At 43.5% G+C, this 21,361-nt stretch carries 19 protein-coding genes; 18 read left to right on the forward strand and 1 reads right to left on the reverse strand.

The genetic code is table 11. The features are described from left to right. Positions 1-100 precede the first annotated feature (100 nt). Positions 101-880 (forward strand): amino acid ABC transporter ATP-binding protein, encoded by a 780-nt coding sequence (locus DXD11_RS07525; protein WP_004850188.1) that lies wholly within the window; start codon positions 101-103, stop codon positions 878-880. A 370-nt stretch (positions 881-1,250) separates the two neighbouring features. After that, positions 1,251-1,784: a hypothetical protein gene (locus DXD11_RS07530; protein WP_015533808.1), complete on the forward strand. Its 534-nt coding sequence runs from the start codon at positions 1,251-1,253 to the stop codon at positions 1,782-1,784. A 195-nt stretch (positions 1,785-1,979) separates the two neighbouring features. Here DXD11_RS07530 and DXD11_RS07535 read toward each other — a convergent pair whose 3' ends face one another. Beyond that, the gene (locus DXD11_RS07535) at positions 1,980-2,414 is read right to left on the reverse strand and encodes a cupin domain-containing protein (RefSeq protein WP_243105833.1); all 435 of its coding nucleotides are present in this window, start codon (positions 2,412-2,414) and stop codon (positions 1,980-1,982) included. Between the two features lie 295 nt (positions 2,415-2,709). Between DXD11_RS07535 and DXD11_RS07540 the strand changes: the two genes are divergently transcribed. The 16 genes from DXD11_RS07540 (at position 2,710) to DXD11_RS07615 (ending at position 21,183) form a co-directional block, all read left to right on the forward strand. Beyond that, entirely contained in the window at positions 2,710-4,047 is a 1,338-nt protein-coding gene (locus DXD11_RS07540; RefSeq protein ID WP_117550682.1) for an ABC transporter substrate-binding protein, read from the forward strand. 266 nt (positions 4,048-4,313) lie between these two features. Beyond that, complete coding sequence (locus DXD11_RS07545; protein ID WP_117874577.1) at positions 4,314-5,156, forward strand: carbohydrate ABC transporter permease; 843 nt, start codon at positions 4,314-4,316, stop codon at positions 5,154-5,156. Further along, the gene (locus DXD11_RS07550) at positions 5,156-6,049 is read left to right on the forward strand and encodes a carbohydrate ABC transporter permease (RefSeq protein ID WP_117550678.1); all 894 of its coding nucleotides are present in this window, start codon (positions 5,156-5,158) and stop codon (positions 6,047-6,049) included. Before DXD11_RS07545 ends, DXD11_RS07550 begins: the two co-directional genes overlap by 1 nt. An 82-nt stretch (positions 6,050-6,131) precedes the next feature. Continuing rightward, the gene (gene malQ, locus DXD11_RS07555; RefSeq protein WP_055146495.1) at positions 6,132-7,631 is read left to right on the forward strand and encodes a 4-alpha-glucanotransferase; all 1,500 of its coding nucleotides are present in this window, start codon (positions 6,132-6,134) and stop codon (positions 7,629-7,631) included. A gap of 115 nt (positions 7,632-7,746) precedes the next feature. Then, on the forward strand, positions 7,747-8,754 hold the full coding sequence (locus DXD11_RS07560) for a LacI family DNA-binding transcriptional regulator (RefSeq protein WP_243105834.1): 1,008 nt from the start codon (positions 7,747-7,749) through the stop codon (positions 8,752-8,754). Positions 8,755-8,902: 148 nt separating this feature from the next. Next, positions 8,903-9,844: a DUF3137 domain-containing protein gene (locus tag DXD11_RS07565; protein ID WP_117874580.1), complete on the forward strand. Its 942-nt coding sequence runs from the start codon at positions 8,903-8,905 to the stop codon at positions 9,842-9,844. A 101-nt stretch (positions 9,845-9,945) separates the two neighbouring features. After that, the gene (locus tag DXD11_RS07570; protein ID WP_118649699.1) at positions 9,946-10,206 is read left to right on the forward strand and encodes a hypothetical protein; all 261 of its coding nucleotides are present in this window, start codon (positions 9,946-9,948) and stop codon (positions 10,204-10,206) included. Positions 10,207-10,279: 73 nt separating this feature from the next. Then, complete coding sequence (locus tag DXD11_RS07575) at positions 10,280-11,686, forward strand: amidophosphoribosyltransferase (protein WP_117874582.1); 1,407 nt, start codon at positions 10,280-10,282, stop codon at positions 11,684-11,686. 94 nt (positions 11,687-11,780) lie between these two features. Then, a complete protein-coding gene (locus DXD11_RS07580; protein WP_118017332.1) occupies positions 11,781-13,001 on the forward strand; it encodes an ATP-binding protein in 1,221 nt (406 codons plus the stop codon). Positions 13,002-13,161: 160 nt separating this feature from the next. Beyond that, the gene (locus tag DXD11_RS07585; RefSeq protein ID WP_015533818.1) at positions 13,162-13,830 is read left to right on the forward strand and encodes a response regulator transcription factor; all 669 of its coding nucleotides are present in this window, start codon (positions 13,162-13,164) and stop codon (positions 13,828-13,830) included. Continuing rightward, on the forward strand, positions 13,824-15,221 hold the full coding sequence (locus DXD11_RS07590) for a sensor histidine kinase (protein ID WP_118017334.1): 1,398 nt from the start codon (positions 13,824-13,826) through the stop codon (positions 15,219-15,221). The genes DXD11_RS07585 and DXD11_RS07590 overlap by 7 nt, the downstream gene beginning before the upstream one ends. A 101-nt stretch (positions 15,222-15,322) precedes the next feature. Further along, a complete protein-coding gene (locus tag DXD11_RS07595; protein WP_055273732.1) occupies positions 15,323-16,744 on the forward strand; it encodes an SLC13 family permease in 1,422 nt (473 codons plus the stop codon). A gap of 31 nt (positions 16,745-16,775) precedes the next feature. Next, on the forward strand, positions 16,776-18,365 hold the full coding sequence (locus tag DXD11_RS07600; RefSeq protein ID WP_118758091.1) for an MBOAT family O-acyltransferase: 1,590 nt from the start codon (positions 16,776-16,778) through the stop codon (positions 18,363-18,365). A gap of 17 nt (positions 18,366-18,382) precedes the next feature. Continuing rightward, on the forward strand, positions 18,383-19,447 hold the full coding sequence (locus DXD11_RS07605; protein ID WP_118758092.1) for a hypothetical protein: 1,065 nt from the start codon (positions 18,383-18,385) through the stop codon (positions 19,445-19,447). Next, entirely contained in the window at positions 19,447-20,922 is a 1,476-nt protein-coding gene (locus DXD11_RS07610) for a class I adenylate-forming enzyme family protein (RefSeq protein WP_118758093.1), read from the forward strand. The genes DXD11_RS07605 and DXD11_RS07610 overlap by 1 nt, the downstream gene beginning before the upstream one ends. A 39-nt stretch (positions 20,923-20,961) precedes the next feature. Continuing rightward, positions 20,962-21,183, forward strand: coding sequence for a phosphopantetheine attachment site (locus DXD11_RS07615; RefSeq protein ID WP_015533823.1), 222 nt, complete (start codon positions 20,962-20,964; stop codon positions 21,181-21,183). Positions 21,184-21,361 lie beyond the last annotated feature (178 nt).

Below are 21,361 nucleotides of genomic sequence, written 5' to 3' on the forward strand. Positions count from 1 at the left end.
AGGAGCCGCAATGAACGCAGTTCATACTCGGAATCGGCTCCGACGACCTGCCCCGCTGCGGAGCAGAGGGGCGATACATATTAAATAGGAGGAGCCGCAAATGGCTATATTAGAGGTTGAACATATAAAAAAGAAGTTTGGCAAGACAGATGTGCTCAAGGATATAAGCTTTTCTCTGGAGCAGGGCGAGGTCCTTTCTATCATAGGATCATCAGGAAGTGGAAAGACAACACTTCTTCGCTGTCTGAACTTTCTGGAGATGCCGGACAATGGAGTTATCCGTGTAAATGATGAAATCCTGCTTGACACTGACAAGCCGGAGACACTCAAGGAGTCGGAGGTGCGCAAGAAGAGACTGCATTTTGGACTTGTGTTCCAGTCATTTAATCTCTTTCCACAGTACACTGCGCTTCAGAACGTAATGCTTGCAAGAGAGCTTCTTGCAAAGGAGAGACCGGATTTCAAAGTAAATAAGAAGAATATACTCGATGAGATAAGAGTTCAGGCAGAGGAACTTCTACGCCAGATGGGACTTGAGGACAGAATGAACAACTATCCTCACCAGCTTTCAGGCGGACAGTGCCAGCGAGTTGCTATAGCAAGGGCGCTTGCGTTGCAGCCGGACATCCTGTGTTTCGATGAACCTACATCGGCTCTTGATCCGGAGCTCACAGGAGAGGTACTTAAGGTTCTCAGAAACCTTGCAGACAAAAAGACAACCATGATAATTGTTACCCATGAGATGGCATTTGCAAAGGATGTTGCAAGTCAGGTCATATTCATGGATGATGGATATATACTTGAGCAGGGAAGACCTGACCAGGTATTTGACAATCCGAAGATGGAGAGGACAAAACAATTTCTTTCATCATATTCATAAAAGATGTATAAGATCCCGGTGTATCGAAAAAATGATGCACCGGGATTTTCTGTTTATATAAAAAATAATCACTAAAAATCTGAAAAACCGTCTGAAACTATACTATACAAAATTTACAAAACAATAATAAGAAACAAGGCAGCAATTCTCCCCCATATATAAATGAAATAAGAAACATAGGCATGGCAGATAGGGATGCCATCTACCCCATGCACAAAAAAACAAGAAAATGACATATCGGAGGTCTACCCAGAGGGATAAAAAAATCTACCCAGACGTTGAGTAAAAAAAGGTCAGTGTGTACTATTGGATATACCGTACGGAATACAAAGCATGACATTAAAAATTTGTTTTACAGGAGGAGAACATTATGCCATTAACAAGAAAAACAACAGGTGTAGAAAAAACAAAAAGAGAAACAGGAAGTATTGATAAGGTCAGAATAAATGATGGTCGTGTACAGGTACTGACCAGCGAGGGTAAAATATATGTTTTTGATAAACGAGAGGTATGCACTGTTACAAATATATCACTCAGTGTAAATGAAAGACCGGTAAATGCCAGCTTTGAGAATTCAGGGTATGGGACATCGACCAATGCTATCCGTTTTCAGAGATACCCGATAGTGGAATTTGTCAATCTTGCGCCGGAAACGGTGAAGAACTATATGAAGTCAATATTGATGGAGTCCGTCCTGGATCTGTCTGACGTTAAGGTGATACATTCATATAAGTGGGGGGACAATGAGCCGCATCTCTATATGCCAGATGATTGGGACGATGGAAGAATATATGCTAAACTGAGCGATGAAGAAGCAGACAAAGCCGATGAGTATGACATAGACTATGTGGAAGATGGATATGAGGACGATTGGTATGAAGAGGAAGAGGATGAGAATGAGTAGGAGAAATGTGATCTCATGATTGAAATGTGATACAGTTTTTCCAATGCAGTGATGACACAGAGAAAACAATAAAGTATAGTAGTAGCAGCAAAGACACTAAATGTCGCTTGCCCAATGTCAGACGGGCAGGCAGCATTTGGTGTCTTTTTTATTTGATTCTATAGTGGCATCTACTTCATGTCGCAGGAAAAGATACTAGCAATCCATTCCCATAGCCCTGGCTTTGGTGGTCTGTGTCTCTCCCCTGGGATGATGTGGTGGGGCGTATATGGATGAGAGTTTCAGTGGATTATTGCCAATGTTGATGATGTTGTGCCATGTGCCGGCTGGTATACAGACGCATTCTCCTGCACAAAGATTCTGACGGAAGCACAGTTCGTTTGGGCAGCAGCCCATTCTGACTGAACACTGTCCCTGTTCGACCCTGATGATCTGATCGGTATTATCATGGATCTCTAAACCTACATCTGAGCAGGCAGGTATACACATGACGGTCATCTGCATGAAACAGCCGGTCCACACGGTCTCACGGTAATTGTGGTTCTGTAACGCTTTCTCCCGGAGATCTATAGTGCAGATGTTGTCACGGCAGTCAGGTCTGCCCGGAGAACAGTTATTGTAGCATTTCATAGGATAGTCCTTTCAAATTTAATAGTTGTTCTATTTATAGTATTCAGAAAGGATAGAATATGACAAAAATTATACATTTTTATGTAACCTGAATGGCAAGCTATGTAAAAAAACACAAAAAGTGATAAAAAAATTAAAATTAGTATTGACATTTTGCACATAAACAACTAATATAAGATATATCAAATGGAAACGGTTCCAAAAACGTTTCCGAAAAAAATAAAGTAACCATTAAGCAGCTCGTATAAGAGATGACTGAAGGAAAAATTTTTATTATTTTATGGGAGGAACCAATATGAACAAGAAAGGTATTGCGGCACTTGGACTGTCACTTATGATGGCAGGAACCATGTTGACAGGATGTGGCTCAGGAGACTCAGCAGACACAGGAAAGAAGACAGAAGCAAAGGGCTCTGTATATTATTTGAACTTCAAGCCGGAGCAGGATACACAGTGGCAGGAGCTTGCTAAGGTGTACACAGAGAAGACAGGCGTTGATGTTACGGTAGTTACAGCAGCTTCTGGTCAGTACGAGACTACTCTTAAGAGTGAGATGGGCAAGTCAGAAGCACCTACCCTGTTCCAGGTAAATGGACCGGTTGGTCTTGCTTCTTGGAAGGACTATTGTTATGATCTTGGATCATCACAGGTGTATAAAGAACTCACATCTGAGGACTTTGCACTTAAGGATGGCGATAAGGTTGCAGGAATCGGATATGTTATAGAGTCATACGGAATCATTTACAACAAAGAGCTTTTAAGCAAAGCTGGATACACAGAGGATGATATCAATTCATTTGCAGACCTCAAGAAGGTGGCAGAGGATATAACAGCTAACTCAGACAAATTAGGATTCTCAGCATTCACATCAGCTGGAATGGACGGATCATCAGACTGGAGATTCAAGACACATCTTGCAAATCTTCCAATCTACTATGAGTACAAGGCTGATGGAATCGATACTACAGATGCGATCAAGGGTACATATCTTGATAATTACAAAAATGTATGGGATCTGTACATCAACAACTCAACAACCGATCCAAAGCAGCTCAGCACAAAGACTGGTGATGATGCGGTTGCAGAGTTTGTTTCAGGACAGGCAGTATTTTATCAGAATGGTACATGGGCATACTCAGATGTATCATCAATTGGCGATGACAACCTCGGAATGCTCCCTATCTATATCGGAGTAGATGGTGAGGAGAATCAGGGACTCTGTACAGGAAGTGAGAATTACTGGTGTGTAAATGCTAAGGCTTCAGAGGAAGACATCCAGGCAACTCTTGACTTCATGGAGTGGTGTGCTACAGATGACACCGCACTTAAGGCAATCTGTGGTTCAGAGGGTGCTATGCCATCAGGAGCTGATGGAATGGGATTTGTAACACCATTCAAGAAGAACATTGAGTCAACAAACCTTCTTGTAAACATCGCAAATCAGTATGTAGCAGAGGGCAAGACACCTGTAAGCTGGAACTTCACAACAATGCCATCAGAGCAGTGGAAGAACGACCTCGGATCAGCACTTACAACATATGCGGCAGATCAGACAGATGCCAACTGGGATCTTGTAAAGAGCGCATTTGTAGATGGATGGGCTAAAGAGGCAGCTGCAGCAAAGTCAAAATAAAACATATTAACAAATAAACAATAGTACACAACCCTAAAATAAAAAAACATCACAAAATAAAACCAACTTAAAATATGAATAAAGTCCTGTAAGCTGCAGGACACCAGAAAGACTAACAGCTTTGCAAAGGCAGCTCATACCCAGAGGTGCCAGACTAGAGATGGATATGTATTCATATGCAAATATGTCTACATATCCATTTTTAGACTCAGAAGATATTGGAAAGAAAATTGATATGCAACAGAGTGGAGGTTATCAAAAAAATTATGGAGAAAACGATAAAAAGATATTGGCCGGTGTTTCTGATACCGACAATGGCTGCGTTTCTAATAGGATTTATCGTGCCATTTGCCGAGGGAATATATCTGTCCTTCTGTAAGTTCACGACCATAAGGGACGCTGAATTTGTAGGATTTCAGAATTATATAGACGCATTCAAGGACTCAACATTCCCGGATGCATTTAAGTTTACAACATTATTTGCGATTGTCACACTTGTGCTTATAAATGTTCTTGCATTTCTTGTGGCACTGGCACTTACACAGAAGATCAAAGGAACTAATATATTCAGAACGGTATTCTTTATGCCGAATCTTATAGGTGGTATCGTACTTGGATATGTATGGCAGCTTATATTCGATGCCATATTCTCAAAGTTTGATACAGCCCTGAAGCTCAATGAAGTCCTCGGTTTCTGGGGATTGGTTATACTGGTGTGCTGGCAGCAGATAGGATATATGATGATCGTTTATATTGCAGGACTTCAGGCAATTCCTGAAGACATTCAGGAAGCAGCCATGATTGATGGTGCAAATAGAACACAGAGACTTTTCAGGGTTACGATCCCGAACATGATGCCATCCATAACTATATGTACATTCCTCACAATAACCAACTCATTCAAATTGTTTGACCAGAACCTGGCACTCACAGGAGGCGAGCCACTCCATAAGACAGAGATGCTAGCGCTCAATATATATGAGACATTTTATGGAAGAGTAGGATATGAGGGAGTAGGTCAGGCTAAGGCAGTCGTATTCTTCATACTGGTAGTAGCGATAGGACTCATACAGCTTAAGATTACAAGATCAAAGGAGGTGCAGCAGTAATGGCGAAGATACAGAAAACAGCAAATACAGCGGATAAAAAGCCTGTATACAGAGTGAAAGAAAAACCAACGTTGACGGGAATTCTGGCTACCTTATTCTTTACCATTATTTCCATAATATTTGTTTCACCGATAATAATTGTAATTATAAACTCTTTGAAAGCCAAGACGTTTATCAGTCTGGAGACATTTGAACTGCCAAATGAGCACAGCTACATAGGCTTGGACAATTATAAAACGGCTATAACACAGTATGATTTCATTAAGGCAGTGGGCTGGACAGTTGTGATAACGGTTCTCTCAGTAGTGGCAATTTTGCTGTTCTGCTCTATGACAGCCTGGTATATAACCAGAGTCAAGAATATAGCGACAAAGATCATATATCTGCTCTGCGTGTTCTCTATGGTAATACCTTTCCAGATGGTTATGTTTACTTTGGCTGGAACTGCGGATGCACTTCACCTTAATACTCCATGGGGAATCGTGATCGTGTATCTTGGATTTGGAACAGGTCTTGCAGTATTCATGTTCTGCGGATTTATCAAGTCCATTCCTTTGGAGGTCGAGGAGGCTGCGATGATAGATGGATGTACGCCGCTCAAGACATTTTTCAGGGTTGTTATCCCTATCATGAAACCTACTTACATATCAGTAGGAATACTTGAGGCTATGTGGATATGGAATGATTTCCTTCTGCCATATCTGGTACTCGACATCAAGAAATACAAGACGATATCTATAGTTGTCCAGTATATGAAGGGCAGCTACGGAAGAGTAGATATGGGAGCGATCATGGCGTGCCTTGTTATGGCAATCATTCCGGTTGTTGTATTCTACCTCTGTGCACAGAAGTACATCATCAAGGGTGTTGCAGCTGGTGCTGTAAAGGGATAGTAATATAATATTATTAAATGTAAAAAACAGGCGGTTGTGAGATTCGCAGCCGCCTGAAATTGGTTAAAAGGAGAGATTTCAGATGGAAAGATCAGCAGGAATACTGCTTGCTATATCAAGCCTCCCGTCAAAGTATGGAATTGGCAGCTTCTCAAAAGAGGCATATCGTTTCGTTGACTGGCTTAGGTCTGCACACCAGAGTTACTGGCAGATACTTCCCATGGGGCCCACCGGGTATGGGGATTCGCCGTATCAGTCATTTTCGACATTTGCTGGAAATCCATATTTTATAGATCTTGATACACTTGTGGATCAGGGACTGCTCACAGACCGCGAGTGCAGAGAGATAGACTGGGGCGACGATGGCAGATATGTGGATTATAGAACAATATATGAAGGAAGATATCCAATCCTGAGAAAATCATATGAGAGATGGAAAATGACTGACAGCATGGAGTTTTCCATGTTCATGGATGAGAACAAAGAGTGGATATATGATTATTCACTATTTATGGCTGTAAAGGATTCGCTTGGTGGAATTCCGTGGACAGAGTGGCCGCAGGATATAAGAAACAGGCAGCCTGATGCGGTGCAACAGATGCAGATTAAGCTTGCGGATGAGATACATTTTCAGCAGTACATGCAGTATTTGTTTTATACTCAGTGGAATGCGCTAAAGAGCTATGCCAACAAGAACCATATAAGGATCATAGGAGATATCCCAATCTATGTAGCTATGGACAGCGCAGATGTATGGGCACACCCGGAGCTTTTCAGGCTTGATGAGGACAGGCGACCATACGAGGTTGCCGGATGTCCGCCTGATGGGTTTTCGGAGACCGGACAGCTGTGGGGAAACCCAATATATGACTGGGAGCTGAACAGGCAGACCGGTTACAGCTGGTGGATAGCCAGAATGAGACATAGCTATAAGCTTTATGATGTAGTCCGGATTGATCATTTCAGAGGCTTTGATGAATATTATGCCATTCCATATGGTGAGGAAACAGCTGTGAATGGCAAGTGGAAAAAGGGCCCTGGGATGGATCTGTTCAGGAATATAGAAAAAGCTCTGGGTAAGAGAGATGTCATTGCCGAGGATCTTGGTTTTGTGACTGATTCGGTCAGAAAGCTTGTGCATGATTCCGGATTTCCGGGAATGAAGGTTGTGGAGTTTGCCTTTGATGTGAGAGACACCGGGGCGGCATCTGACTATCTTCCACATAATTATATACGAAATTGTGTTGTATATACGGGAACCCATGACAATGAGACCCTTATTGGCTGGTGGAGCAGTATAGATCAGAGATCCAGAGACATGGCAAGGGATTATATGGCAGCTCATTATACACCGGACCGTCTGATCAATGTCCCATTTATCACGCTTGCTATGAGAAGTATTGCAGATCTTTGTATTATACCGATGCAGGATTATTTGGGGCTAGACAATAAATCGAGGATGAATAAGCCATCCACAGTTGGCGATAACTGGAGGTGGCGAACTATATCTGATGATACGGATGATGATCTTGCAGAGGAAATAGGCAGCCTTACACTGATGACCGGGAGAAGCAAGATGTGAAAAAGTACTCTCTAAAAATATTTACCGGGAAATGATAAGTAGAGTATTTTCTTGACCTCCACATATTGGGATAATATAATTATTGGGAATAAAAGAGAAAAGTGGGATACAGCTTATGACAATAAAGGATATTGCGCGTATATCAGGTTATGGTATCGGAACCGTGTCCAGGGTGATCAACAATCAGACCGGAGTCAGTGACGCAGCCAGAGAGAAGATACTTAGAGTTATAGAGGAAAGTGGGTTTGAACCAAATGTCAATGCCAAGCACCTCAAAATGGCAGCGAAATCGGCGGTTGTAGTCATTATAAAAGGAAACCAGAACATGCTGTTTGCAGATATAGTAGAGCGCATACAGAGTCAGCTTGCGGGATATGATGAAGATGTCATAGTGGAATATATAGATGAGGATGGTGATGAGATAGAGTATGCCATCAAACTAATTCGGAGCGTGAATCCAAAGGGGATCATGTTTTTGGGTGCCAATCTTGCACTTTTTGATGAACGTGTGGAGGAGATGAAGATACCTGGAGTCATAATTACAACCAGCGGATATATTCTTGCAAATGACAACATATCCTCCATAACGATAGATGACACGGCAGCGACATACGATATGACAAGGTATCTTCTTGAAAAAGGCCACAGGCGCATCGGAGTCATAGGAGGGCAAGTGTCCGAGAAACAGATAAGTTTCAATAGATATGAAGGCTGCAAGAGGGCTATAGATGAGTGGCAGCATGATGACCGGGCGGAGTTTACATATATTCCGTGCAGGTATTCTATGAAGGCAGGTTATGAGGCCACGAAGCGTCTCTTGGAGGAACAGCCGGAGGTTACAGCAATCATGGCTCTCAGTGATACGATAGCGATCGGCGTCATGAGAGCGGCTGCTGATCTGGGCAAACATATTCCGGAGGAGCTGTCAGTTACTGGATTTGATGGAATAGAGCTGGCAGGATACTGTGTACCAAGACTTACAACAATAAAACAGAATACAGAGATCATGGCATCGAGAAGTGTTGACATCATGCTCAAGCATATAAATTATGCAGCAGATGGTGAACATGAGATAGTGCCATATTCCCTGATAGAGGGAGAAAGCGTTAAGAGCATCGGCTAGGATTCAGGGAAAATCTTTTTAATTAAGTTTGAATTCGTCTTATACTGGTATATTATATATCGGTATAGGGCGATTTTTTTATGAGATAAAAGTTCGGTAAGGCGCTGAGATTCGTATAGAGTATTTATCACAGTTTGGAGATGAGAAGATGGATCAGAATATAGAATCGAAAATATTAGAAAAACGCAAACTATGTAAAGTGCTTAAGGTGTTTAAGATTGTTTCTTTTATAGGAATATTTGCGCCATTTGTTGCGTTTATGGTGGTATCTAGAAATGGCTATGAATTAGACTCTGCTTGGCTGCTGATTCCGGCTTTGTTTGTAGGCGGATTTTTCCTGTTCTCATATATGGAGACAAATAAACTTAAAGACCTCAAGGAACTCATGGGACAGTATGTTGTACGGAGTGTCCTTGGAGAGCGCTTGCATGTGATTGAATACATGCCAAATGGATATACAAATGAGGCATTTTTACATAATTGTCCGATTCTTCCTTCATTTAATAATATGGATGGTTCTGACTTTATACATGGAATATACAGGGGAGTAGAATTTACATTCAGTGATCTCACACTCAGAACGGAAACAAAGGGTTCACCGGACGGTGAGTTTCCTGGCGATAATGTTGTTAATTTTAAAGGCCAGCTCATAATGGCTACTTCCCACAAGAATGTTAATGGTTTTGTACAGATCCAGGAGAGAATTAGTCCAAGAATGAAAAACGAAAAGAAAAGTGGCATATTATCAAGAGTATTGGGTTCTGAGAATTCACGTAACAGTTTTATGACGGGCAACGCGTCATTTGATAACAGGTTCGATATATATGCCTCTGACAGCCAGCTTGCTTTGAGGGTATTGACGCCACAGCTTATGCAGGGACTTATGGGACTTGAAGGATTTATGGAGATACAGATCGCTGGCAATATGGTGGCAGTAGCGATAAAGAATGACAGAGATTTATTTGAACTTAGTAACAATGGCAGGGATAATGGTGACATGGAGGAGTATCGTCAGAAATTTAGGGATGAACTTTCCGATATTTTGAAAGTTATTGATGTCTTTGGTATGAATACAGATCTTTTTCAGTAGTTGGTTAAATGATAGAAGGTTTATATACAGTGAGAATGTGTTAAATGTAGGAAATAACCGGAAAGATCATAGGATACGATACCCTGACCGGCAGGACAAAATTGCCGGGATATGCACAACCCACAGTGGAATATATCGATCCATACAGCGGTGAGCCGGATTCTTATATGGTAAATCAGGAGATAAACAGAAAGAAACATTCTATCGGTAGCGAGTATAAACTTTTATACTCTAGGGAAAAGAGAACGGCCTATGAGAAGAAGTCAAACAAGGTGTACAGAGAGATGGAGGTTTGCTTTTTCGGACTGGCTGTGCTGATCTTCATTGCGGGGATAGTGAAGTTGGCGATGAAGGTATTGTAATCACCGCCGATACTATGCTAATATAGATATGTTTGCGAAAATGACAAATTTTTATCACTTCAGGAGGAAAACAATGGGTGGATTTTTTGGAGTAGCGGCAAAAGATGACTGTGTGTTTGATCTGTTCTTTGGAATAGACTATCATTCACATCTTGGAACAAGACGCGGAGGCATGACAGTGTATGGAGATAAGGGATTTGACAGATCCATACACAATATCGAGAATGCTCCATTTAGAACAAAGTTCGACAAAGATATGCAGAACATGAAGGGCTATTTTGGAATAGGATGTATATCCGATTATGAGCCACAGCCACTCATAGTGCGTTCACATCACGGAACATATGCTCTGACAACTGTCAGCAAGATCAACAATGTTGACGAGATATCCAAGGAGATATTTGATCAGGGACATTCACATTTCCTTGAGATGAGCGGAGGGGATATCAACAGCACAGAGCTTGTGGCAGCCCTCATCAACCAGAAGGATAATCTGATAGATGGAATAAGATATGCGCTGGAGAAGATAGATGGTTCTCTGTCACTCCTGCTCATGAACCAGAATGGAATATATGCAGCCAGGGATATGTATGGAAGAACTCCTGTGGTCATAGGCAAGAAAGATGGTGCATTCTGTGCGTCATTTGAGAACTTTGCCTACAAGAACCTTGGCTATCATGACTATAAAGAACTCGGTCCTGGTGAGGTTGTTGTACTCACACCGTCAAACTGCGTGACGCTTGTGCAGCCGGGCAAGGACATGAAGATCTGTACCTTCCTGTGGGTATACTATGGTTACCCTGCAAGTTCATACGAGGGTATGAGTGTAGAGCAGATGAGATACAACTGCGGAGCCAGCATGGCAAAGAGAGATAACGTTAAGCCTGATATCGTAGCCGGAGTTCCGGATTCAGGAACAGCGCATGCAGTCGGCTATGCCAATGAATCAGGAATACCTTTCTCAAGACCATTCATCAAGTACACACCGACATGGCCACGTTCATTTATGCCGACCATACAGAGCCAGCGTAACCTCATCGCGAAGATGAAGCTTCTGGCAGTTGAGGATCTTATAAAGGATAAGAGCCTTCTGCTCATAGACGATTCCATCGTGCGTGGAACACAGCTCAGAGAGACAACCGAGTATCTGTTTGACAGCGGTGCCAAGGAAGTGCACATCAGACCTGCATGTCCACCACTTGTATACGGATGTAAATACCTTAACTTCTCAAGATCATCATCAGAGATGGATCTTATAACAAGAAGAGTTATCGAGAGACTTGAGAATGGAAATGTGACAGATGAGGTACTTCAGGAGTACACAGATCCTGATTCAGAGAAGTATGAGAAGATGGTTGATGAGATCTGCAAGGAGCTGCATTTCACATCACTCAGATTCAACAGACTTGACGATATGCTTGAGGCGTGCGGAGTTGAGAAGTGCAAGCTTTGTACATACTGCTGGGATGGCAAAGAGTAGAGCAGGAAAACAGCCGCATAACCTGGCATATATGGTTAGGACAGAACATTTTATGACAAATATTAAACGGTGGTAGAGATAAGGCATAGATAATATGGGTAATAGTGCAGAGAATATATCAGAGATCACAATAGAAGAGATGCAGGAACTGGATAAGGACTCGTATCTGATGGTTGATATCAGAGATGAAGTTGAGATATCCCACGGAGCGATACCGGGTGCGATGGCAGTCCAGACGGACAGGCTGATGCCAGGGAATCTGGCGGAGACAGCCAGTGAGATATTCCCGGTTGAGAAATATATGCCCGGGGACAACTCAAAGGGAAAGAAACTCATAATCTGCTGCACCCACGGAACCAACAGCATTCCGCTGGCGGAGAGACTTACAGAGCTGGGATACGATGCGGTGAGCCTTAAAGGCGGATATATATCATGGCTGCTCTACACCATGGGCAAGCAGGAACAGACTGATATATGTGCCGACGTTGAGAAGAGCCTCCGCAAGAAGTTCCACAAGAAGATATGGTGCAACTTCACAAAGGCTATCAACAGATATGAGCTGGTGAAGGAGGGCGACAGGATAGCCGTATGTATATCGGGCGGCAAGGATTCCTTCCTCATGGCAAAGTGTTTTCAGGAGCTGAAAAGGCACAACAAGTTCCCATTTGAGCTCAAGTTCATAGTTATGGATCCGGGTTACAGCCCGGCAAACCGCAAGGTCATAGAGGATAATGCCAGGATGCTGAACATTCCTATTCAGATATTTGAGTCTGATATATTTGACTCGGTGTACAACGTTGAGAAGTCACCATGTTACCTCTGTGCCAGGATGAGACGTGGACATCTGTACAGCTATGCTAAGGAGCTTGGCTGTAACAAGATAGCTCTCGGACACCACTACGATGATGTCATAGAGACCATACTCATGGGTATGCTCTACGGAGCGCAGATGCAGACCATGATGCCGAAGCTCCACAGCACCAACTTTGAGGGCATGGAGCTCATCAGACCTCTTTATATGGTAAGGGAGGACGACATCAAAGCGTGGAGAGATTACAACGAGCTTCATTTCATACAGTGCGCATGTAAGTTCACTGACACATGCACAACATGTAACAATGAGGAGACGAAGTCCAAGCGTCAGGAGATCAAGCAGCTTATAGCGACACTCAAGAAGACAAATCCGTTTGTGGAGGGCAACATATTCAAGAGTGTGGAGAATGTCAATATCGATACCCTTATAGAGTACAAGCAGGGAGGCGTGCGACACAGCTTCCTTGATACCTACGATGAGAAGAGCGGTAAGACAGAATAGATAAAAACAGCATTTGAGAGCCGTTATTTACATTTTGCAGATGTAAGTGACGGCTTTTAATGTTATTTTCATAAAAGCATGGCAATATATATCTGTTCAGCGATCGTGCAGCGATATACTGTAGTGGCCAACAGATGAAAATGACAGGGAGGATGGATGTATGCGTGTACTTGTAGTTGAAGATGAGAAGGATCTGAACAGCATAATATGCAGTAAGCTGGTCAAAGAGGGCTATAATGTGGATGCCTGTTATGACGGACAGGCGGCACTTGATTATATGGAAGCGGAGAATTACGACGGGGCGATCATGGATATAATGATCCCGAACAAGGACGGAATAACAGTCCTGCGTGAGATGAGAAATGCGGGGATACAGGTTCCTGTGCTTTTCCTCACGGCCAAGACGGAGACACAGGATATAGTCAGGGGACTGGATGCCGGAGCCAGCGATTATATGACAAAGCCATTTGAGTTCTCGGAGCTTATGGCAAGACTCAGGGTCATGCTGAGAACCCAGAATCCGGTAAATGAGAATGTGATAACCTGTGGTTCACTGGTGGTCGACATGAACAACAGACAGGCGATCAGGGATGGAAAGGTAATTGATCTCACGGTCAGGGAGTATGCTATCCTTGAGTACCTTGCTAGAAACAGAAATGTGGTAGTAACTAGGGAACAGATACGGGTGAACATCTGGAACATAGATGACGATGTCAATTCAAATGTGATAGATGTGTATATCCGTTATCTGAGAAGGAAGATAGACGATAATTATGAGGAGAAGCTGATCCATACTATAAGAGGTGTCGGCTATAAACTGGAATGTTAAAGAGAAAAATATCATTTGTAACATACACTGTTATAATCACAGCGCTTATTCTGGTGGTGGGTATATCTTGTCTGCTGGTCATCCAGAACAATCTTATGAAGGATGATATGAACCTGATGGCTTATAAGAAGCTGACACAGGAGGTAGCCCAGATCAGACGATACATAGTGTATGATTCACAGAAGAAGCCACATATAGATGATGGATTTTACGACCGTGAGGACGATCCGGACAGTAATGAGCAGATATATGTGTTCCTTCAGGAAAATGACGGCGAGATCCTTGACGGCGAGGTGCCTGAGGGATATGCGGATAATCCGGATATAAGCATAAGAGATCTTATGCATATAGATGCAGGGAAGGTCAAGTATTTTGCGGTCGTCAGGCAGGGAAGAACAGACAAAGAGTCGCTGAAGAAGACTTCTAAATACAAGATCTGTGTCATGGTATCCGTCAGGGATATAGAGAGCAATTACAGTGAACTGTTATATAAATCATACTGTGTTATTGGAATCGTGCTGATAGCATTTGTGATATATGCATTTGCTTTGAGGAAATTGATAGCAGTTCCAATGGGAAGCCTGAACCGTTCGATAGATAAGAGCGTGGACAATCTTGATTTTACAGAGAATCTGGAGTATGACGGTCCGTTCAAAGAGCTTGATATGCTGACCGATGCGAATAACAACCTGTACAGAAAAGTCCATCAGGAGCTTGAGAGACAGGCCGAGTTCAATGCAAATGTATCCCATGAGCTGAGAACACCTGTAGCAGTCATGCATGCCCAGTGTCAGCTTTCCAGGGAGATCGCGGAGAAGAATGGCGATGAGGAGATGCTTGAGAGCATAGAGGTATTCGAGAGACAGACCTCACGTATGAAGGGGCTCATAGAACAGCTTCTTCAGATGTCGGTCATGGACAATGAAAACGCAGTCATAGCGGTTGAGGATGTAGATCTGCTGGATGTGGTGGAGTCTGTGTGCGATGATGTGGAGTACATCTGTAAGAAGAATCTTAAGTTTACCTACGACCTGAAGCCGACGATGGTCAAAGCGAATATGAACCATATAGTTATCGTCGTGAACAATCTGATGTCAAATGCGGTGAAGTACAGCAATGATGGAGGTAGTATCCATGTGTCCTGCGGTGTGAAAAATGACAGCTATTTTATCTCGGTCAGGGATGAGGGCCGGGGAATGGATAAGAGCACAAAGGAAAAGATATTTGAGAGTTTTTACAGAGGTGAGCCAGACAGAAGTGCGGAGGGTTTTGGCCTGGGTCTGTCACAGGTAATGCAGATCGCCAGATATTACGGCGGAATCGTGGATGTTGACAGTGAGCCCGGAAAAGGAAGCCTGTTTACATTTAAAATCCCGGTAAATGCAGAATAATGTCTGTGGATTTTAATATATATTAATTTTTTTAATGAAAGATTAATCTTAAATGTGTATAATTTAAAATCAGTGTTTTATTGAAAATAGGAGCTATATTTATGAAAGAACGAAAGAGAATAGTACATTTACTGATCGGCCCATTGTTATTCGGGCTGTTTACGGCACTTTTGCCACACGGAGTATTCACGACATTTGAGTCAAGAGCAGCGATAGGAACCATCATGTGGATGGCGTACTGGTGGGTAACAGGCCCGGTGGACTATGCGGTAACTGCATTCCTCCCGATAGCCTTAAATGCGATATTTCAGATGACTGACATGTCGGCGGTCATTTCCAACTACGCAGACGAGACGATACTGCTTCTTCTGGGAGCTTCCATCATAAGCGTGATGTGGGAGAATACCGGGCTTGACAAGAGGATAGCCATTACATTCCTGAGACTTATCGGCAGCAGTTTGAGGATACAGCTTGTGTTCTGGTTTGTGTTGTCTGCAGTTCTGTCAGCGGTGCTTCCAAATGCAGTGGTATGTGCGACGATCACACCTATAGCGATCGCCATGCTCAAGTATATAGGAATGGACGACATCAAGACAAACAAGACTGCGTCAAAGATACTTCTCACGATAGCATATGCAACCGGACTCGGTGGTCTGGCATCGCCGCTCGGAGGTGCGATGAATCTTGTGACGGTCGAATATATACAGCAGATAACAGGCGAGGAGTACATGTACTCTTCATGGGTCGTAAGATTCCTGCCTATCATGCTCATACTTGTGCTTGTAAATATCCTGTTCATGATCCGTGATGTGAAGAAGACAGAGATGCTTGGCGGTTCAAGGGAATACTTTGTAGCAAAATACAAGGAGCTTCCTCCTATGAGCTACGAGGAGAAGATAGCACTTGTGTTATTTGTTCTTGCCACGGTGCTTGCATTTACCAGACAGCTCTACCAGAGCATACTTCCGGGACTCAAGCCGGCGTATGTATTTATCATATGCGCCATAGTATCATTCCTTCTCACCAACAAGAACGGAGAGCGTATTATGGTGTGGAAGAATGTTCAGGGTAAGATCATCTGGGGACTTATGTATATATTTGCCGGTGGACTTGCCGCCGGAACACTCATCAACAAATCCGGTGCTGCAGAGGCACTTGGTGAGTGTATATCAAAGCTTGATATGAAGGGCGGATTTATCACAGTGTTCGTGATACTTGCCGTTACACTTCTCATGTCAGATGTGACATCTAACACAGCCACGGCTGCGGTAGCCATGCCGCTGGTAATATCCATCACACAGGGCTGCGGACTCAATCCGATACCGTACATATATGTGGCATCTGTGGGAGTCAACCTGTCATACATGCTTCCGACATCCATCAGGGCGATACCGGTTGGATACGGCCTGTCGCCAAAGTATATGTTCAAAGAGGGCTGGAAGATAACTCTGCTGGTTCTGGCGGTCATGTCAGTAGTATGTGCGCTGCTGTTAAAATACTGGCCGGCGTTTAGCAGTGTATAAATAATTTTTACTTGTAGAAGAGGGAGAGGACATGTCAGTAGTAACTTATACATTTATAGTTTTTTTATTGTGTACAATAGTGCTATACTACATAGTTCCAAAGAAGATACAGTGGGTGATACTGCTCCTTGCGAGTCTTGTGTTCTACGGATATGCCGGGATAGAGTACTTGTTTCTGGTCATTGTCACGGCTGTTGTCGTTTATCTGTTCTCACTGAGGCTGCAGAAGAGTCTGGACGAGCAGGAGGAGCTGGCAAAGGATGCGGACAGAAGAACCGCACGAAAGATCAAGGCTGCTGAGAAGGCGAAGAGAAAGAAGTTCCTTGTGTGGGCACTTGTCATAGTTATCGGTGTTCTGGCGGTGTTCAAGGCATTTGGCTTTGTGCTCGACAATATAAAGAGATTCATACCATACGACGGATTGCAGAGCATTCCTGACTGGAATCTCATAGCACCTTTGGGAATATCATTTTACTCATTCATGATGATCTCATATCTCGTGGATCTGTATAACGGACGAATATCAGCGCAGAAGAATTTCTTCAGATACCTGTCATATGTGCTTTATTTCCCACATGTTACCCAGGGACCTATAGCCAGATATGAGGAAGTAGGATATCAGCTCTGGGAGGAGCACCGCTTCAATATGGACACTATCATGAGAGGTGTCTGGCTCATGCTTTGGGGATTTGTGAAGAAGATCGTTATAGCTGACAGGATAGGAGCTTTTACAACAGAGATATTTGGGCATACATTTGATTATCATGGCGGAATATTCCTGGCAGTGGGAATCGCATATTCCATCCAGATATACTGCGATTTCTCAGGATGTATGGACATAGTAAGGGGCACTTCAGAGTGCTTCGGCATCGTTCTGGGAGAGAACTTCAGAAGACCATACTTTTCACAGACACTTCCTGAGTTCTGGAGAAGATGGCATTTGTCACTGGGTGCATTCTTCAGAGAATATGTATTCTACCCGGTGTCAACATCAAAGCTGTTCCTCAAGCTCAATGTCAAGATAAGAGATCACCTAGGAAATGTGATAGGAAAGGTATTTGCAGCGAGCATACCTATCCTGTGTGTGTGGGTGCTGACCGGTCTCTGGCACGGCGCAAAGTGGAATTATATAGCATGGGGCTTGTATCATGGAGTGCTGATATGCATGTCGACACTTTTTGAGGAACCGCTGGCAAAGCTTACAAAGGCGCTCAGGATAAAGACTGACTGCATAAGCTGGGAGATATTCAGAATGCTCAGGACATTCATCCTCTGTGTCATCGGACGTCTTATATTTATGGGACAGGGAATCCGAAGCTCGATCTGGATGATCCGTTCCATGGTTTTTGATCACTCAAGGGTGTATAATATTGTGGATGAATTTTCACTTTCAGGAAGAGAGTGGAGAGTTTTGATATTTGGATGCCTTCTCCTTCTTGCTGTGTCTATCGCGCAGGAGATCATGGAGAGAAGAGGCAGCACAGGCGATGTCAGAGAATGGCTTGCAAAGCAGAACATAGTATTCAAATGGCTGGTCATGGCAGCAGGTCTGGCATTCATTGCCATTTGCGGAGTATACGGCTCCGGTGCGGGCGCATCATTTATATATGAACAGTTCTGATGAGAAGGGAGAAAGATATGCCAGCGTGGATAAAATATACAATATCAGTATTTTCGATATGTACAGTGCTTTTCCTTGGCTTGAACAAGGCGGGAGAACTGGCAAGACCACAGGATTTTGACTCAGATGTGTGGACAAACTACTATGCGGAGGAGGATAACACCATCAATACGGTGCTCATCGGCTCCAGCTCGATGTACAGATACTGGATACCGACCCAGGCGTATGAGGAGCAGGGGTACACATCAATGCTCATAGGTACTGCGGCTCAGGATATAAGACTTGCGCCGTATCTCATGGAGGAGGCTGCCAAGACCCAGGATCTGGATCTGTTTGTGGTTGAGGTCAGAAGTATTATCATACGAGGCGATGTCACAAAGATAAAGGATGAGCATTACAATTATCGTATGGAGGTCATGACATCGGGCATGAGACCATCATCGACGAAGTTTGAGATGATACAGAAGTATTACAGAGCGGATGAGAAGTCAAAGTTCGAGCTCATGTTCCCTATTCTGAAGTATCACGATAATCTGCTGACATTTGACAGACAGGTGCTTATAGACAGACTCAATCAGGGAACGGACGAGTTCAAGACAGGCAGGCAGAGGGCGAAGATCACGAAGATCAAGGAGCCTGTGTTTGAGTCTGACGGACAGCTTCATCTGTCGGATGAGACACTCGGATATATAGATGACATAGAGGCAAAGGCAGAGGAGCTCGGAGTTAAGGTTCTGCTGGTTGCGACACCTTACTACCCATCAAAGGGTCAGGCGTCCAAGCAGCTTCAGCTTGACGAGTACATAGCCTCAAAGGGATATGATTATCTGAACATGAACAATGTTCTTGATGAACTGAATCTGGATTATTCAACAGATTTCTACAACAGCAAGCATGTAAATATTGCGGGTGCCAAGAAGGTTACCACATATCTTGCACAATATATAGAGGACAATTACGGCCTGCAGAGTAGGCTTACAGATGAGCAGAAGCAGAGCTGGACTGATGCCTGTGATGCCTGGGCAGATGAGGAAAGCAGTCTCATGGCAGAATGGGAGAAGTACAAGAAGGAGAACGAATAATGTATAAGCAGACGGTATTACATTATATTCAGGAGTATGCCCAGACGCAGCCGGACACTCTGGCGGTGTGTGAGCTAAGAAAGACAGTCACATACGCAGAGTATTGGAGCAATATAAGAAAGACTGCACACGCTTTGCAGGATATGGGCATATGCAAGGGCGATCATGTAATGATCAGATGCACACAGAACATAGATTATCTGACAGTGTTCACTGCACTGCAGTACATGCAGGTGCTTGTCGTGCCGATAGAGAAATCCACATCCGCAGAGAGGGCAGTTGAGATAGGCCAGAGAGTTGATGCGGCATGTCTCATATCAGACAAGCCTGTGGATGGAATAAAGTGTATAAGCCAGAAGGAAATAATAACCAGGATGAAGGATGAGAGCGAGGCAGAGCTTGAGCTTCCGGGTGAGGAGGACAGATCGATGCTGCTCTTCACAACGGGAACTACTGGATCTTCAAAGGGCGTTGTCATGCACCACAGAGGTGATGTGGGAATAGCCGGCAATGTCATCGAGGGAACAGCCATGAAGAAGGGCAATGTGGAGATAATACCAATGCCTCTCAACCATTCATTTGGAATAAGAAGATACCAGTCAGACATGGTAAATGGCGGCACAGTATGTCTGATGGACGGAATGGTATTTATCGGAACGCTGTGGAAGCTCATAGAGAAATACGGAGTGACATCCATGGCGATATCACCGGCATCACTCGGAATGATATTCCATTTGTCGGATGACAGGATCGCGGATTATGCAGATCAGCTTGATTATATACAGATAGGCTCAGCACCTCTTGCCGAGTCAGACAAGGAGAAGCTGCTCAAATTGCTTCCACATACAAGACTGTATAATTTCTATGGTTCATCTGAAGCCGGATGCGCATGCATACTGGAGTTCAGCGGCAATGGCAACAAGACAGGATGTATAGGAAGACCTACCGTGAACTCGGTCGTAAGATTCTCTGACGACGAGGGTAACGTGGTTGCAAATGGCAGCCCGGAGTCACCGGCACTTCTGTCCTGGGGCGGTTCTATAGTCATGGAAGGCTATTACAATGACCCCGAACTCACTGCTGAGACCATTGTGGATGGATATGTTAGGACAAAGGATCTGGCATATCTGGATGAGGATGGTGACTGCATACTTGTAGGCAGGGCCGATGATGTGATAAACTATGGTGGAAGCAAGATATCTCCTGCAGAGATAGAAGACCTTGCACTTGGATATGAGCATATAGATGATGTGGCTTACACTTCAATCAAAGATCCGATCACCGGAGAGCTTCCGGTCATACTGGTCGTGCAGAAGGATGGCTATGAGGAAGCTGATTTTGAAAGCTTTCTTGCTGACAGACTTGAGAGCTACAAGCTTCCAAGAAAGTACATCTATGTTGAAAGCGTACCAAAGACGTTCAAGGGTTCAGTTCTGCGAAAGGAAGTAAGAAAGCTTGCAGAGCAGAACGTATAGATGGTTTGCAGAGAAGATCATACAAAGGAGAATTGAACAATGAAAGAATTTATTGAGATGCTCAAGAAGATCAAGCCAAATGTTGATTTTGAAAATGAGGAGGCACTCGTTGACGACGGAATCCTGGAATCACTCGATATCATCTCCATCATTTCAGAGATAGCAGATAAGTACGGAGTTGTCATCCCAAGTGATGAGATCATACCTGATAACTTCAACTCAGCGATCGCTCTCTATGAGCTTGTGGAGGATCTGAAGTAGGAGCTGAAACATGATCTGAAAGTGGAATCAGATATATCTGGAACAAAAACCTGTGTATATGTTATATACACAGGTTTTTTTAAATGCACAGATGTTCATATAAATAAATTTTAAAAAGAATAGCATTTTGATGTTGACATATAATTAAATATATGTTTAAATGTTCATGGATTCAATG

Source organism: Coprococcus sp. TF11-13 (genome assembly GCF_003481085.1).
Taxonomy (GTDB): domain Bacteria; phylum Bacillota; class Clostridia; order Lachnospirales; family Lachnospiraceae; genus Coprococcus; species Coprococcus aceti.